We start from the raw sequence: 15,850 nt of genomic DNA, 5'->3' as shown, positions 1-15,850 counted from the left end.
TATAATTTTAAGGAATAATAGTTGAGAGGTGGAATATTTTGGATGACAAAATTACCAACCTGTTAGATGTTGAGCAATGGAAACTCACACCATACCAGGTTTTGGTACTTGGTTTTGCTAGCCTAATCGTAGGCGGGGCACTTTTGCTTATGACCCCGATGGCTTCGGCGGCAGGGCAGAGCTTGAGTTTAATTGATGCCTTATTTACCGCAACTTCGGCTGTTTGTGTGACCGGTTTGGTAGTGGTGGATACCGGTACTTATTTTTCATTATTTGGTCAGCTTGTGATTATTGGCTTAATTCAGGCTGGTGGCCTTGGTATTATGGCTATGTCGACGTTAATGGCAATTATTATTCGCAAAAAAATCAATTTCCGGCAACGGTTGATTATGCAAGAAGCTTTGAATCAAATTACGGTTTCGGGGGTTGTACGATTAACCCAATATATCATTAAAGTAACTTTATTGATTGAATTCATTGGCGGAACAATACTGGCAATCCGCTGGTATCAGGACTTTGGCGTCAAAGGTGTTTATTTTGGCTATTGGCATGCAATTTCTTCTTTTTGTAATGCCGGATTTGACCTGATGGGAAGTGTTACCGGCAAGTTTTCCAGTGCAACTGCCTATGTGGATGATATTGTGGTAAATTTGGTCATTTCACTCCTTATCATTTTAGGCGGCATCGGTTTTACAGTAATTTCGGAACTTTGGACAGTTCGGCGGTTTGACCGGCTATCACTTCATTCAAAAGTGGTTATAACAACAACTTTAGTATTAATTAGTTTCGGGGCGATTGTGATTTTTTTGCTTGAGTATAATAATCTTAATACTTTGGCCGGCCTATCCCTGCAGGGTAAACTATTAGCCAGTTATTTTCAGTCGGTTACGACTCGTACCGCTGGTTGGAATACGATTGATTTAAGTAAACTTACAGATGCCACTTTATTTTTTATGGTAATCCTTATGTTTATTGGTGCGTCGCCGACTTCCACCGGCGGAGGGATTAAGACTTCGACGGCCGGAGTATTGGCGGCAGCTATTTGGAACTTAATTAGAGGCCGGCAGGATGCTGAAATGTTCGAGCGTAGAATTTCCCAGACTATTATTTACAAAGCATTTTCTGTCATGCTAATCTCGGCCCTGTTGGTTATCTTTATAACAATGATGCTGAGTATAACAGAAAAGCAGCCTTTTATTAATCTGCTGTTTGAGGCAACATCGGCATTTGGTACAGTAGGTCTGACAACAGGGATTACATCATCTCTGACAACTTCCGGGAAGATTTGGATTATCATAACAATGTTTGCCGGCAGGGTCGGACCGGTTACCCTGGCGTTAGCTTTGGCCTTAAAGACCCGCAAAGGGAATGTACAGTATCCTGAAGGAAAACTAATTATTGGTTAGGAGAGGATCCGGATGAAAGATAAAAATAAACAATTTGCGGTAATTGGACTGGGACGCTTTGGCAGCAGTATTGCTACCACATTATATAAACTTGGTTATGAAGTATTGGCAATTGATGCAAATGAAGAGCAAGTTCAGAAATTGAGTGAAACGGTGACCCATGTGGTTCAGGCGGATACGACAGACGAGAACTCCCTAAAGGCGTTGGGAATCCGGAATTTTGATGTCGTTGTTGTTGCCATTGGCGAGGATATCCAGGCTAATGTGTTGACAACATTGATTTTAAAAGACCTTGGCGTAAAATATATCGTTGCCAAAGCCCGGAACGAACTTCATGGAAAAATGCTGGCTAAAATTGGTGCCGACCGCATTGTTTATCCTGAACGTGATATGGGGTTAAGAGTGGCACATAATTTAGTTTCGACTAACGTATTAGAGTACATCGAACTGTCCCCGGATTTGAGTATTGCTGAAATTACCGCTCCGAAAACCTTAGTAGGCCGCAGCCTGGCCGAAGCAAATTTACGGGTAAAATATGAAATTAATGTTGTCGCGATAAAAAGAGATGAAGTGTTAATTGTGCCACCGCCTTCCGATGAAAAAATCAGGACAGGGGACATACTGATTTTTGTAGGTCAAACAAGGGGGATTCAAAAGATGGAGGAATTAGAGTGACTGAATGCATATCCAGCATGACAAATAAGCTGATTAAGGAAACCACTTCGCTGAAACAGCGAAAATACCGGGAGAAGTTGGAACTGTTTCTGGCAGAGGGTGTGCGTCTGGTTGAAGAATGCGTCCACGCCGATTGGCCTGTGGCGACGTGTATTTATACAGAAGAAATTGCCGAGCGTGAACGGGCAAAGAATATCATTGACAGGTTAGCGGTTACAAACTGTCGAATGGTCAAAGTACCGGCAGAAATTTATAAAAAAATATCCGATACTGAGCAGCCGCAGGGAATCATGGCCATTTTGAAAAAACGTCAATTTTCAGTTAAGCAGATGCTGGCAGGAAAAGATAAGCTGCCGTTATTGGTTATTTTGGATGGAATTCAGGACCCGGGTAATGTTGGCACTATTATCCGTACGGCAGATGCCGCCGGCTGTAGCGGAGTTATTACGCTTAAAGGATCGGCTGATATCTATGCCGGAAAAACGGTGCGGGCGACAATGGGTTCTCTATTTCATTTGCCGGTGGCAGAAGGCATGATCTATTCTGACCTAATTACGAATCTTAAACAGGCGGGTGTATCGTTGCTGGCTACCTGTTTGCAACACTCAGCCGTTTATTACCAGGCCGACTTTAAGCGCCCGGTTGCCCTTATATTGGGCAATGAGGGTCAGGGTATCAGCCCTGAATTACTCAGTGCGGCAGATTCCCGCATTAATATTCCGTTAATTGGACATGCCGAGTCTCTGAATGTAGCTGTAGCTGCAGGAGTTGTATTATATGAGGCTATAAGGCAGCGGGCAACCTTGTAATTTCAATGCTGCTATGATATAATACGTTTAGCAATGACGGAAATTGCCATTAGGGGCAGAGAGGGTGTGGTCTTAGCCTATGTTGACCGCCGAATTCTTCTGGAGAATGTTTGAAGCTACCGGTTCCATTGCTGCGTATTTGTGGTATAAACGGTTAATGATGCAATAAGTGAATAAAGGGTTTGTTTTATGCGATGAGGAAGAGAGTATGTTAGCCATGTTTCCACAGGGAGGATGCCGCCGGAGATTGAGAGCGGCGCCGAAACAGTTAGCAGAAGTTCACTTCTGAGTACTCAGGCTGAAGAGCGTGCTTGTGTAGGTCTGGCGTTTTTTCCACGTTACAGGAAACAAGAGAGTATAATTAGGGTGGTACCGCGAAATCAAGACTTTCGCCCCTTATGGGCTGAAAGTCTTTTTAATTTTCCGGATGAGATGTCTTAAGCTTTCGTCTGGATAAAGTGAACGCCAAGGCTTTTGCCTGCGTCCTGGAGACTTGGTCCAAACCAGGTTTTACTTAATTTTTTTAGGAGGCATGTATGGAACAAGAACTCAAATCATTAAGGGACACAGCCCTTAAAGAGTTGTCAGAAATCACCAATAAAGAGGCACTCAATGATGTAAAGATTAAATACTTGGGTAAAAAGGGACTACTCACTGGTATGCTACGCGGTCTGGGAGCTTTAAGCCCTGAAGAACGTCCGCGGATAGGGCAAGTGGTTAACGAAATTAGAGGTCAGTTGGAAAAGATTATAGCTGATAAATTGGAAGCTATAAAACAGGCTGAACTTACCCGAAAACTAGCATCAGAAACCATTGATGTAACCTTGCCTGGTCGCATCGCTGACCCTGGACATCTACATCCCCTGACATTAACATTGAACCGGATTAAAGATACCTTTATGCGCATGGGGTTTGAAATTGCCGAGGGCCCTGAAGTGGAAAAGGATTACTATAACTTCGAAGCGCTGAATTTGCCGCAAGATCATCCGGCCCGTGATATGCAAGACTCTTTTTATATTACTAAGGAGTTTTTACTGAGAACACACACTTCACCTGTGCAGGTACGTACGATGCAGTCCTCAGAACCTAACCAACCAATCCGGATTATTGCTCCCGGAAAAGTATATCGCCGGGATTATGATGCTACGCATTCCCCTATGTTCCAACAAGTGGAAGGGTTAGTGGTTGATAAAAACATTAGCTTTGCTGATTTGAAAGGAACCCTTGAATTATTCTCTAAAGAAATTTTTGGCAATAGAGTTAAAGTACGGTTTCGGCCCAGCTTTTTCCCTTTTACCGAGCCAAGTGCCGAAGTGGACATTTCCTGTGTAATGTGTGAGGGCAAAGGATGCCGCGTCTGCTCCGGAACAGGTTGGCTGGAAATCTTAGGTTCCGGCATGGTTCACCCCCGCGTACTGGAAATGAGCAAGTTTGATCCGGATAAGGTCAGCGGGTTTGCTTTTGGTATGGGGGTAGAACGGATTGCGATGCTGACTTATGGTATTGATGACCTCAGACTGTTTTTTGATAATGACATACGTTTCTTACGTCAATTCTAAATGCTTGAAGGGGGAAGGTTATGAGAGCGTCAAGTAAATGGCTTACAGATTATGTTGAAATAAAAGAAACACCGGAAAAACTGGCGGATATGTTGACTATGGCCGGGATTCCGGTTGAAGCGGTGGAAGTATTAGGTCAAAACATTTCCGGGGTGGTCACAGGTAAGGTCGTAGCCATTGAACCTCATCCTGATGCCGATAAATTATCGGTTTGTAAAATAGATATTGGAACCGAGGTCTCAACAATCATAACTGGGGCAACCAATGTCCGTCAGGGACATATTGTACCGGTTGCTACGATTGGTGCTAAGTTGCCAAATGGAATGAAAATTAAGCCGACCAAGCTGCGGGGAATGCTGTCGAACGGTATGCTATGCTCTACGGAAGAATTGGCAATTGATAGCAAACTGGTCTCACCTGAGGCGAGAAATGGAATCTATATTTTGCCCGCAGATACGGATATTGGTGTTGATATTCACACAGCACTGGGGCTTGATGATGTTGTGCTTGCATTCGAACTTACCGCCAACCGGGCGGATTGTTTCAGCATGATTGGCATTGCCCGGGAGATTTCTGTACTTACAGGGGCGGCACTAAAAAAACCGATGCTTAATGTAAAGGAAACAGGCAAAGAGAAAGCGAGTTCGCTAACCAATATCCAAATTGAGGATTCTAATCTTTGTTCGAGATTTGCCGCAAGGATTCTACAGAATATCAAAGTTGGACCGTCGCCTGCCTGGATGCAGCACCGTCTGCAAGCTGCGGGAATGCGGCCGATTAATAATATTGTGGATGTTACCAATTTTGTTATGCTGGAGTTAGGTCAACCCATGCATGCCTATGATTATAACCTACTTGCCCGTCACAGCCTGGTTGTACGCAAGGCCAATCCCGGTGAGAAACTAACTACCCTTGACGGTGTTAAACGCGAACTTGGACCTGATATGCTGGTAATTGCCGACGCTGTGCAGGCGGTCGGTATTGCCGGGGTTATGGGCGGGTTAGCCACGGAAGTAACGCCGAACACACAGAACGTATTATTGGAAGCAGCCTCCTTTAATGGAGCAAGCGTCCGCCGTACGTCGCGGGCCCTCGGGCTTCGCTCAGAAGCCTCAGGACGATTTGAGCGTGGCGTGGATACGGCCAACATTATTAAAGCGCTTGACAGAGCGGCGAGCCTGCTTGAAGGCATGGGAGCATGTGATGTTTGCTCCGGTATTGTTGATGTTTATCCGGATATGCAACTGCCGAAACAAATCGTATTTACTCCCAGGCAAATCAATCACTATTTAGGGACCGATATACCGGCAGCGACTATGGTCGAAATATTAAAACGCCTGGAGTTTGAGGTTGAAGCCGGACCGGAAAAAATTACCGTTACTGTACCTACCTGGCGGGGGGACGTTGCATTACCGGCCGACATCAGTGAAGAAATAGCCAGAATTTATGGTTATGATAAGATTCCTTCCACTACACCTGGTGGCGATATGGCACAAGGCAAACAAAGTTACACGCAGGTAGTTATTGGGAAAATTAAAAATGCATTAACAAGCAATAGCTTTTCAGAAATTCTTTCGTTGAGTTTTTCGCATCCGGATACTTTTGATAAACTTAACATCCCTGCTGACAGTGGGTTGCGCCGTACAATTGAGGTTTTGAATCCTATTACCGATGATTTCCCGGTATTACGCACTACTCTGCTGGGGGGAGTTATGGATACAATTATCCGTAACCTTTCTCGCAAAAATGAGGATCTAAGAATATTTGAGGTAGGGGCAGTATATCTGCCAGCAGAATTACCACTCAGGGAGTTGCCGGAGGAACCGATTATGCTGTGTGGTGCCATGCTGGGTAAACGGCACACTCTTGCCTGGAACCAGTCAAGAGATGTAGTGGATTTTTATGACGCTAAAGGTGCTGTTGAAGCTATTTTGGGGAAACTCGGAATTTGCGGTTATGTAGTGGAAGCAGGAAAAAATCCGTCACTGCATCCCGGTAAAACAGCAGTAATCAAGAAGGACGGCGAGTTAATCGGTTATATCGGCGAATTACATCCTAAAGTACTTGATGCCTATGAAATAGCCAAAAAGGTATATGTTTTTGAATTAATGGTAAGAACGTTAGTTAAATATGCCGCCATTAAACCCGACAATCAGTCACTTCCTAAGTTTCCGGCGGTTACGCGGGACTTGGCTATTGTGTTATCCGAACATACTACCGCTGCTGCTGTAACAGAGGCTATTGCCGGCAAAGCCGGTTCCTTATTAACTCAAGTTCAGTTATTTGATGTATATACCGGTCAGCAAGTGGAGAAAGGATCACGCAGCTTGGCTTTTTCCCTTACCTTTCAAGCTAAGGACCGGACATTGACAGATGCACAAGTCGATGAACAATACAAAAAAATAGTTTCCCATTTAGAAAATACTTTTGCTGCGAAGCTGCGGGAATAGTTGCGAAAACATTATTTTAATTTCTTTAATTATAGGCGGGTTGTCCCGCTTTTTCTTTTTTTATGCAGGAATTAGTTTTTGCCTGGTAGAAGTATACTCTCATAAAATATATCTTTTTAGGTGGACTATGTCAGATAAGAAAAATAAAGTAACCGTTGAGATCTATGGTGAAAGCTATGCGCTTAAGGGGAATATTGAACCGGAGCGAATCATGCAGCTAGCCGCTATGCTGGATGAGCGTATGAAAAAGACCGCTAAAGCCAATCTCAGGTTATCGCCAACTAAAATAGCTGTATTAACAGCATTAAATATTGCGGATGAATTTTTGCGGTTAGAACAGGATTACCTGGAACTTCTTGAATTAATAAAAGAGGATAAATAGTACTTTTTGTGCATAGAACGGTATAACACTCAAATGTCATGTTAATAATACTGACAGAAAAGGAGTGGTACCGTGTTTGATAGCGGTTTATTAGTTCAAGTTTTGTTGCGCCTGTTACTATTGTGCACTGTAGCTTTACTTGTTGTTAGAATAATGGGTAATCGGACGGTCGGTCAACTATCGCCTTTTGACTTTGTTATTATGGTCGGGATTGGGGATATTATTGTTGCTGGTACTATGGATCAAAATCCTACCCTGGAGACAGGTATTGAGAGTCTAATTGTTTTGCTTGTATTGCAACAATTGATAGGTTACTTGGCCTTAAAGAATACTACACTGCGCAAATGGTTTGAAGGCACGCCTGTGACCTTAGTGCAAAAAGGCCAGCTTATTAAAGAAAACTTTGCCAAAACCCATTTCAACTATGATGACCTGCGGCAGGAACTGCATAAAAAGGGGCTTGATATGTCTGATCTTACTATGATTGAAAGTGCCCGCCTGGAAAGCTGCGGTGAGTTTACCATGATTCGTACGCCTGAAAATGAACCTTTGACAAAAAAAGATTTTGAGAGTTATATTAAGAGTGTCTATGATAATCCTCTTAGCTTGGCAGGCGAAAAATTGACAAAGTTTGAGCAGTTTATGGATAATGTCCAGTTTTTAGCGGAAAATCTGCGGCAGCAGCAGGGGCTAAACAAGAATGATGAGCGAATAAATGTAGACAAAGATAAAGAATTCCATTGACGAGAGGAAGGGATGAACCCTTCTTCTTTCTTTACGCAATATGAGGACGGTTTTTATTGATGCGAATACTCATGATTTTTATTGATGGTATTGGTTTAGGGGCTAATATCCCGGAGATTAATCCGTTTATACGGTTTGGCCTGCCCGTTATTCATGAATTGTTTGGTTGCCATTTGAGTCAAGAAATGGAACCTATTTTAACTCCGGAGAGTAGCATGGTGCAAATTGATGCCACATTAGGCGTGGCGGGACTTCCACAAAGTGCTACCGGCCAGGCGGCTATTTTAACAGGGTTAAATACGGCTAAGATAATGGGACGCCATATTCAGGCCTTTCCCGGTCCGGAACTGTCAAAGCTTATCATGGAACATAATATTATGAAACAATTGTTGGAACGTGAAATGCCGGTAACTTCCGCCAATATGTATTCACCGGATTATTTTGAACTAGTGGCTAAGCGTAAACGGCGGCATTCGGCAATTACTTTAGCGGCCTTAAGTATCGGTATGTTACTGCGATCATTAACTCATATACAAGCTGGGCAAGCTGTGTACCAGGATATCACCAATGAAATGTTGCCAAGGTTTGGAATAGAAAATGTACAGCCTATAACACCGAAGCAAGCAGCAATAAATTTGGTTAATATTTCCAGGAAATATTCATTTACCATCTTTGAATATTTCCAGACAGACCGCGCGGGACACAAGCAGGATTGGCAGCACGCCCAAAATATCGTTCGGATTTTGAATGAGTTTATCCGGACAGCTTATACATTATTGCCTGCAGATACCTTACTCCTGATAACAAGTGATCATGGTAATTTTGAAGATTTCAGTGTTAAGACCCATACCCTTAATAAAGTTCCGCTTATTGCGCTTGGTTTTAAAGCGCAAGCGACGATAAGCGGCGTTACTGATTTAACAGGTATTACGCCGGCGATAGTCGAAGCTTTGGGAAAGGATGAATTTTTGTGATTGAATTACTCGCACCTGTTGGCAGCAAAGAAGCTTTGGTTGCGGCGGTAGAAAGCGGCGCGAATGCCGTTTATCTGGGGGGCAGGATGTTTGGGGCTAGACAGTATGCTCCGAATTTTAGTGATAAGGAATTAGCGGAGGCTGTACGTTTTGCCCACTTGCGTGCCGTAGCAGTCTTCGTTACTGTTAACACGCTTGTAGACGATAGCGAGCTTTCTGTTTTGGCCGATTATTTACGGCACTTATATGACAGCGGTGTTGATGCTATTATTGTGCAGGATTTGGGAGTAGCGGCAGTAGCCCAAAAAATTGTGCCGGATATGCCCTTGCATGCCAGTACGCAGATGACAGTACATAATTTAGAAGGAGTTAACTTCTTAGCCAATATGGGCTTTAAGCGGGTAGTACTGGCCCGTGAATTATCGCTTGCCGATATTACGTATATCTGTAAAAACTGCACAATTGAGATAGAAACCTTTATTCATGGTGCGTTATGTATTTCTTATTCAGGGCAATGCCTGATGAGCAGTATGATTGGCGGCCGCAGTGGAAATCGCGGGCGCTGTGCTCAGCCGTGCCGCTTGCCTTATACGTTAGTTGATAGCGCCGGCAATGATGTATTAAGCCAAGCGGACGCTGGTGAATATTTGCTCAGTCCCAAAGATTTGAATACGATTAAAATACTTCCCGAACTTATAAAGGCCGGGGTGACTTCTTTTAAAATCGAAGGCCGGATGAAGCGGCCGGAATATGTTGCTGTTGTCGTTGATGCTTACCGGCGGGCGATTGACCGTTATTCGTCGAATCAGGAGCAATATACTATCGGCGAGCAGGACCAGAAGGATTTGGCGCAAATTTTTAACCGCGATTTTACCACCGCCCACCTATATGGTAAAAACGGGAGGGCGATGATGAGCGACAGACGCCCCAATAACCGGGGAGTGAGACTTGGGCGGGTGCTAGAATATCAGCCGAATGGTAAAGTCGCCGTTATAAAATTGGATGAACCACTTGCGGTCGGCGATATTATCGAGTTTTGGGTTAAAGTCGGCGGTAGGGTAAACGTCACGGTCCATACGATGTGGGTTGACGGCAAACCGGTTGGTGAGGCGCAGGCTCATGCTATCGTGGCGGTTCCAGTCACTTCGCCAGTTCGGGTTAATGACCGGGTATTTAAGGTATTTGCTGCTAAACTAATGGAACGAGCCCGCGCTTTTTTTAACAAAACAGAAGCCGTTCGGCGGATTCCCGTAAATGTGGCTGTAGCCGTTGAAGAAGGACGGCCGCTGGTCATTACCTTCACAGACGCAGACGGTTTTACCGGTCAGGCTCAAACCGGTTTTATTGCGGAAAAGGCTATAAAAAGACCGCTTACGGCAGAGAGTGTCGCTAAACAAATTGAACGTTTGGGAACTACGGTTTTTGCTTTACATTCCTTGGACTGCCAGATAAAAGGGCAAGTAATGGTACCTGTCAGTGAAATTAATGAAGCCCGGCGCCAGGCAATTGAACAATTGGAAGCCGACCGCTTGGCAAGGTTCAACAGAACCCCGCTGACTGAGAATAAAACAATCCATGATCTCTTGCCGCCAATACGGAGAAAACCTATCAGGAATAAGCCTGAATTGGTAGTCAATGTTGATCAGCTTGATAAAGTCGTGGCCGCGGTTGAACATGGTGCCGATATTGTCATGTTTGGCGGCGAATGTTTGGAAAAACGCTCATTATTTGCTGAAGATTATTATCAGGCGGCCGCTTATGTAAAAAAGCACGGACGCAAAATTATCTTGAATACACCGCGATTGGTGCATCCCGGACAAATAGCCGGCGTAAAAGAGGAGATTGCGGTATTTAATGAGATTAAACCGGATGCCATCAGTGTAGGCAATATGGGCCTTATTTCGTTGGTACAGGAACTTTCGGCAATCCCTTTGCACGGCGATTATCCCTTAAATATCTATAATAGTGTTACAGCCAATTACTTAACAGGGTTAGGATTTGCCAGTCTGACACTTTCGCCGGAACTAACTTTTGCGCAAGTCGAAGCGCTCACTGGTAGGAAACTGGCACCACTGGAATGTCTGGTGCATGGTTATTTGACACTGATGATTTCTGAATATTGCCTGCTTGGCAGTTTTTTAGGCGGACAGAACGGCAAAAACTGTAAGCGGGCTTGTTTGCGCGGGCGGTATTGGCTTAAGGACCGCAAAGATGAATTATTTCCGGTGGCAACCGATCAATTTTGCCGTATGCATATTCTGAACGCCAAAGAATTATCCATGTTGCCGCATGTGCCCAGATTGACCGGCACCGGTCTGAGCCGCTTGCGGTATGAGGCTAAATATAGTAATGTAGAAGAAGTTGCCAGGGTTACCGGGTTGTATCGAGCGCTAATCGACCTGGGAGAAGACCATCCGTTATTTGCGGAAGATAGAATTGCCGGTGCCGAGCATGAACATATTACCCGGGGACATTATTTCCGGGGAGTACTATAGTTAATTAGGAGAGAAATTACATGGAAGCAGCCGTATTATCAACCTTGGAATACGATAAAATCCGTGATATGCTTGCAGCGCGTACAGGTTCAGTTATGGGCAGGGAACTTGCCCATGAACTGGTACCGGTAAGCGAGGCGCAGCAAGTACAAAAGCGCCTTGCCGAAACGGCTGAAGCTCGCGGGATATTGAATCATATTGCGACAGTACCGCTTGGCGGAATTCGGGATGTGCGCTCTACGCTAAAAAAAGCTGAACTTGGTGCTATTTTAGAGCCGCATGAACTTTTAGCTGTGGCCAGTACGTTATATGCTGCTAGAAGGATAAAAGCCTTCTTCGCTGATTTATCTATTGAAGCACCGCTTTTGGCTTTGCGTGCCAGTCAAATTATGGTATTAAGAAATATTGAAACAGTCATTGAGGCGATTGTTAACGAACAGGGCGTTATCCGCGACGACGCCAGCAGTGAACTGCTCAAGCTCAGACGGGAAATTAAGCAGGCCCAAAGCCGGGTAAAAGAAAAATTGGACAACATTTTACGTTCTGGTGAATATCAGAAGTATTTTCAAGATGCACTTGTTACTATGCGTGGTGACCGCTATGTTATTCCCATTAAACAGGAATATCGCAATAATTTTCCCGGTATTGTGCATGATCAATCGGCTAGTGGCGCCACTTTATTCATCGAGCCAATGGCTATTGTGAACTTAAATAATGATATTAAACAACTCATAACTGCCGAAAAGCATGAGATTGAACGGATTTTAACAGTAGTAACCGGTCAAATTGCCCAAGTGGCGGAACCTCTAGGGGAAAACCTTGTAATTTTGGCTCAGCTGGATTTTGTTTTTGCTAAAGCTAAACTAAGTATTGATATGAGAGCTACTCAGCCAATTATTAGTCAACAAGGTTTTGTAAATCTTATCCAAGCCAGACATCCGCTGATCCCTGCTGAACATGTGGTGCCAATAGACGTACAGCTTGGGCGCCACTTTACTACTTTACTGATTACCGGTCCGAATACCGGTGGGAAAACGGTAACACTTAAAACGGTAGGTTTGTTTGCCCTTATGACGCAAGCAGGTTTATTTATCCCCGCTGCGCCTGATTCTGAGATGCCGATTATTGGCAATATCTTTGCCGATATAGGGGATGAGCAGAGTATTGAGCAGAGTTTGAGCACGTTTTCCGGTCATATGACTAACCTGGTAGGAATTTTAAAGAAAATAGGCGCGGACGATTTAGTTCTCATTGATGAAATAGGTGCAGGGACCGACCCCAGCGAAGGGGCGGCTTTGGCCATGTCAATTTTGGAACACATTCATACAGTTGGGGCGAAAACTATCGCCACTACACATTATAGTGAGTTAAAAACATTTGCCTATTCCCGCGAGGGCATTGAGAATGCCAGCGTAGAATTTGATATACAAACCCTGCGGCCAACCTATCGGCTGCTGATTGGGATACCCGGCAGCAGCAATGCATTTGCCATCAGCCAGCGCCTGGGCTTATCCGCTAAAATTATTGAGCGCGCAAAAGCGTTAATTCATAAAGAACATGCAGATTTTGAAACGGTTTTGCGGGCGTTGGAAGATCAGAAAAAAGCATATAGTTCACGTTTGGATGAGCTAAGTCGTTTAGAACAGGAAATGGGTAGAGTAAAAGAAAAAGTATTGGCCGATGAACGGGCTGTTGCGGAAAAAAAGAATGCGGTATTGATAAAGGCTCAGGAAGAGGCCGCCGCCGTTATTCGCCAGGCCCGGCGTAATGCTGAAGAGATAATTAGTGAGCTGAAAGAGCAATTTTCTGAGCATAATAGCCGTGAAAGACAGCAGGCTATTGAACATGCCCGGCAGAAGTTGCGGGCCAGCAATACAGAAATAAACGGACTTGCCATCACAGATCAAGCAGCCGGTGCCGAGTTATCCGCAGAAGCACTTAAACCAGGCATGACTGTTTATGTTACGACAGTGAAACAAAAGGGGGAGGTGCTGGCTGTCAATGGCACCGATGTAACTGTACAGCTTGGAGTTCTAAAATTAACGGTAGCAGTATCTGCTTGCCGATTATTGGCCGAGTCAGGCAAACCCAAAAACCAGCCGGTAACCAAACATGTAAGTATGGTAAGAACCGATTCCGTAGCAAGGCAAATTGATATTCGCGGTATGACAATTGAAGAAGCAGAAGTGCTCCTTGATAAATATATTGATGATGCAGTGCTATCTGGTTTAAACGAAGTGCTGATCATCCATGGTAAAGGAACAGGGGCTTTACGAAAGGGAGTTAAATCATATCTTGAAAACCATTCGCACATAAAAGGAATACGAATTGCCGACCTTAATGAGGGTGGCACCGGTGCCACTGTCGCCAGATTGGCTTAGATTGTCGTATACGTATACGTAAAAAATTAACCAAAACAAGGGTCCGCTTTAATAGAAGCGGACCCTTGTTTTGGTTAAAAATTATTTTTCCAATTTAAATAACGGCTATGGTTTTTCGTTTCTGCTTCTTCTGCCTCCTCATTAGTCTGAGGAGGCTTGGCGACCGGAACTTGTTGGGCAACATTTGTTGAGGGAGCGAGAGCCTCAGTTTCTTGTTGTGGAGGAGTTTCTGTAGGCGGCGAAGGTTTAAGTTCAGCTTTAGCCTTATCTTTATCCTTGTCCGGTGAGGGACTGCCGCCTCCGAGACTGCCAAGATTATTTAATAAACCTAATACAGTAGACATAGTACCAGGATTAAGTTTTGATTTAAGCTGCGGGTTGTTTAACAGCGGTAAAAGAGACATCAGTGTGTCTGGGGTAAAGCCGCCGTCACTGCCTTTTGTCAAATCACCCAGCAATTTATGTAAGGGGTTAGTGGCAGTTGCCGGCTGAGTTTGCGGGGTATCTTTACCGGCATGATTTCGGTTCATTATTGAAAATAGGCATAACAGTGATAAAACAGTTATAATGTTGTCAAGTCCAGCACCAGTATGCATACCAGTGTCTAGCATCCGGGTTATTGAGTTCAGTAGTGACGAAGACCCGAGATGATCGGTGTCATTCGGCATAAAACCGCCTCCTTAGAACATGCCGGGAATTTTAGGCAGATTTAAATCACTGGCAAGTTTACCCATTGCCGCTTGATTTAAATCACGGGATTTAGCTAAAGCATTATTTATGGTAGCTAATAATAAGTCTTGCAATAAAGCAGCATTTTCGGTGCTTAAATATTTGCCGTTTAAGTGGATGGCAATAAGTTCTTGCTGACCATTAACGGTTATCTTAATAACATCACCACTAGACACTTCAATTCTTTCCTGTTTTAGTTGTTCTTGTACAGTGTCAACGTTTTGCTGAACTTTTTTTACTATTTCCATAATGTTACCAAACTGTTCAAACACTTGTTATGCACCTCCTATATTTCTATCTAATTTATTCAGTTTAACAAATATTTGTGAGTGTCCAAACAGGCAATAGAGACCAAATCCGGGTGTATTTCATATATTGGGAGTAGAAAAATGAATTACAGAAAGGTGGTGGACATATGCGTGTGCGGAAATATCATAAAAATACAGGAGCGCCGCCTGTAGAAAGGCCGGAGAAAATTAACCAGCAAGATCCTGAAAGCAAAGAACCAGTAGTGGAAAAAACTCCTGCTGCCCCGCCTGCTAAAATACCGCAGAAAAACACGAGCCCACGAGGGCCTGCCGCTTTATTTAGAAAGGTAATGCAAAATCCGAATCTTAATATTCAACTTATGGTAATCCTATTATCTTTGGCATCAGACAATTTTTCCATGGACAGGCGCATTGACTCAATGTCGTCTACAGTGGATAAAATCCGCAATATGACTGAGGTTATAAATAATACTATGCAATCGGTTAAAGTGGCAGCGGATGCCCCTAAACAGATTAGAAGATTATTTGAGGTAAACAAGGATTAGCAAACCAAATGTCCGGTTAAGCCAGTAACACTTCCTCGATAAAATGTATATATTGAAGTAGAAGGGCGGGTGCTTGCTACACCTTCATGAATGATAAGAAGTAAGGAGGTAGTTTAAATGTCTCGTTGTGGATTTGGCGGTCACGGATTTGGTGGTATTTGGATTATCATCATTATTCTGCTACTGTTCTTCTTCGAAGGGGATGACACTACTTTATAATTCCTACTTACATCGGAAATGCGGAAAACGGGTTTCGTGCTTTCTGGGTATCAATACTTCAAATATAGCTTAAAATTGTTGATTTCCGGAAGGTGACCAATAAAACGTAAAGTTCATAGATTGCATTGAAGAGAAGGATCTCTTTAACAAGATGGGAAGGAGGAAAAATAAATGGCACGTGGATTTGGCGGTTGTGGCGGTTTTGGAGGTAGT

14 protein-coding genes are annotated in these 15,850 nt (G+C 43.9%); 12 read left to right on the top strand and 2 right to left on the bottom strand.

From position 1 onward, the window contains the following. Positions 1–38: 38 nt before the first annotated feature. The 11 genes from BLR65_RS13120 (at position 39) to BLR65_RS13070 (ending at position 13,875) form a co-directional block, all read left to right on the top strand. Entirely contained in the window at positions 39–1,406 is a 1,368-nt protein-coding gene (locus BLR65_RS13120) for a TrkH family potassium uptake protein (RefSeq protein ID WP_245692752.1), read from the top strand. 12 nt (positions 1,407–1,418) lie between these two features. Then, positions 1,419–2,081 carry a potassium channel family protein gene (locus tag BLR65_RS13115; protein WP_093794638.1) on the top strand — a complete coding sequence of 221 codons (663 nt, stop codon included), beginning with the start codon at positions 1,419–1,421 and terminating at the stop codon, positions 2,079–2,081. Then, the gene (locus BLR65_RS13110; protein WP_093794637.1) at positions 2,078–2,890 is read left to right on the top strand and encodes a TrmH family RNA methyltransferase; all 813 of its coding nucleotides are present in this window, start codon (positions 2,078–2,080) and stop codon (positions 2,888–2,890) included. Before BLR65_RS13115 ends, BLR65_RS13110 begins: the two co-directional genes overlap by 4 nt. Positions 2,891–2,969: 79 nt before the next feature. Next, complete coding sequence (locus BLR65_RS31810) at positions 2,970–3,059, top strand: YqzL family protein (protein WP_143122576.1); 90 nt, start codon at positions 2,970–2,972, stop codon at positions 3,057–3,059. A 367-nt stretch (positions 3,060–3,426) separates the two neighbouring features. Next, entirely contained in the window at positions 3,427–4,449 is a 1,023-nt protein-coding gene (gene pheS / locus BLR65_RS13100) for a phenylalanine--tRNA ligase subunit alpha (RefSeq protein WP_093794635.1), read from the top strand. 20 nt (positions 4,450–4,469) lie between these two features. Then, positions 4,470–6,899: a phenylalanine--tRNA ligase subunit beta gene (pheT, locus tag BLR65_RS13095; protein WP_093794634.1), complete on the top strand. Its 2,430-nt coding sequence runs from the start codon at positions 4,470–4,472 to the stop codon at positions 6,897–6,899. 127 nt (positions 6,900–7,026) lie between these two features. Continuing rightward, complete coding sequence (locus BLR65_RS13090) at positions 7,027–7,281, top strand: cell division protein ZapA (RefSeq protein WP_093794633.1); 255 nt, start codon at positions 7,027–7,029, stop codon at positions 7,279–7,281. Positions 7,282–7,353: 72 nt separating this feature from the next. After that, complete coding sequence (locus BLR65_RS13085) at positions 7,354–8,025, top strand: DUF421 domain-containing protein (RefSeq protein WP_093794632.1); 672 nt, start codon at positions 7,354–7,356, stop codon at positions 8,023–8,025. Positions 8,026–8,096: 71 nt separating this feature from the next. Continuing rightward, the gene (locus tag BLR65_RS13080) at positions 8,097–8,999 is read left to right on the top strand and encodes an alkaline phosphatase family protein (RefSeq protein WP_245692751.1); all 903 of its coding nucleotides are present in this window, start codon (positions 8,097–8,099) and stop codon (positions 8,997–8,999) included. Continuing rightward, the gene (locus BLR65_RS13075; protein WP_093794630.1) at positions 8,996–11,494 is read left to right on the top strand and encodes a U32 family peptidase; all 2,499 of its coding nucleotides are present in this window, start codon (positions 8,996–8,998) and stop codon (positions 11,492–11,494) included. Before BLR65_RS13080 ends, BLR65_RS13075 begins: the two co-directional genes overlap by 4 nt. A 20-nt stretch (positions 11,495–11,514) precedes the next feature. Continuing rightward, the gene (locus BLR65_RS13070; RefSeq protein WP_093794629.1) at positions 11,515–13,875 is read left to right on the top strand and encodes an endonuclease MutS2; all 2,361 of its coding nucleotides are present in this window, start codon (positions 11,515–11,517) and stop codon (positions 13,873–13,875) included. Between the two features lie 74 nt (positions 13,876–13,949). Here the strand turns inward: BLR65_RS13070 and BLR65_RS13065 are convergent, their stop codons facing one another. Next, complete coding sequence (locus BLR65_RS13065) at positions 13,950–14,543, bottom strand: hypothetical protein (protein WP_093794628.1); 594 nt, start codon at positions 14,541–14,543, stop codon at positions 13,950–13,952. A gap of 12 nt (positions 14,544–14,555) precedes the next feature. Next, positions 14,556–14,876, bottom strand: coding sequence for a YbaB/EbfC family nucleoid-associated protein (locus BLR65_RS13060; protein ID WP_093794627.1), 321 nt, complete (start codon positions 14,874–14,876; stop codon positions 14,556–14,558). Positions 14,877–15,019: 143 nt separating this feature from the next. On the opposite strand from BLR65_RS13060, the gene BLR65_RS13055 reads away from it, so the two are divergent. Continuing rightward, on the top strand, positions 15,020–15,418 hold the full coding sequence (locus BLR65_RS13055; RefSeq protein WP_093794626.1) for a hypothetical protein: 399 nt from the start codon (positions 15,020–15,022) through the stop codon (positions 15,416–15,418). Positions 15,419–15,850 lie beyond the last annotated feature (432 nt).

The sequence above is a fragment of the Sporomusa acidovorans genome, assembly GCF_900101845.1.
Lineage (GTDB): Bacteria > Bacillota > Negativicutes > Sporomusales > Sporomusaceae > Sporomusa > Sporomusa acidovorans.
Note: the sequence above shows the minus strand (reverse complement) of the source record. Positions and strands in the feature narration are given on the sequence as shown.

Coding starts and splice junctions, on each gene's coding strand:
- BLR65_RS13115 (WP_093794638.1), top strand. CDS start 1,419: ATGAAAGATAAAAATAAACAATTTGCGGTAATTGGACTGGGACGCTTT.
- BLR65_RS31810 (WP_143122576.1), top strand. CDS start 2,970: ATGTTGACCGCCGAATTCTTCTGGAGAATGTTTGAAGCTACCGGTTCC.
- pheS (WP_093794635.1), top strand. CDS start 3,427: ATGGAACAAGAACTCAAATCATTAAGGGACACAGCCCTTAAAGAGTTG.
- pheT (WP_093794634.1), top strand. CDS start 4,470: ATGAGAGCGTCAAGTAAATGGCTTACAGATTATGTTGAAATAAAAGAA.
- BLR65_RS13090 (WP_093794633.1), top strand. CDS start 7,027: ATGTCAGATAAGAAAAATAAAGTAACCGTTGAGATCTATGGTGAAAGC.
- BLR65_RS13080 (WP_245692751.1), top strand. CDS start 8,097: ATGATTTTTATTGATGGTATTGGTTTAGGGGCTAATATCCCGGAGATT.
- BLR65_RS13070 (WP_093794629.1), top strand. CDS start 11,515: ATGGAAGCAGCCGTATTATCAACCTTGGAATACGATAAAATCCGTGAT.
- BLR65_RS13065 (WP_093794628.1), bottom strand. CDS start 14,543: ATGCCGAATGACACCGATCATCTCGGGTCTTCGTCACTACTGAACTCA.
- BLR65_RS13055 (WP_093794626.1), top strand. CDS start 15,020: ATGCGTGTGCGGAAATATCATAAAAATACAGGAGCGCCGCCTGTAGAA.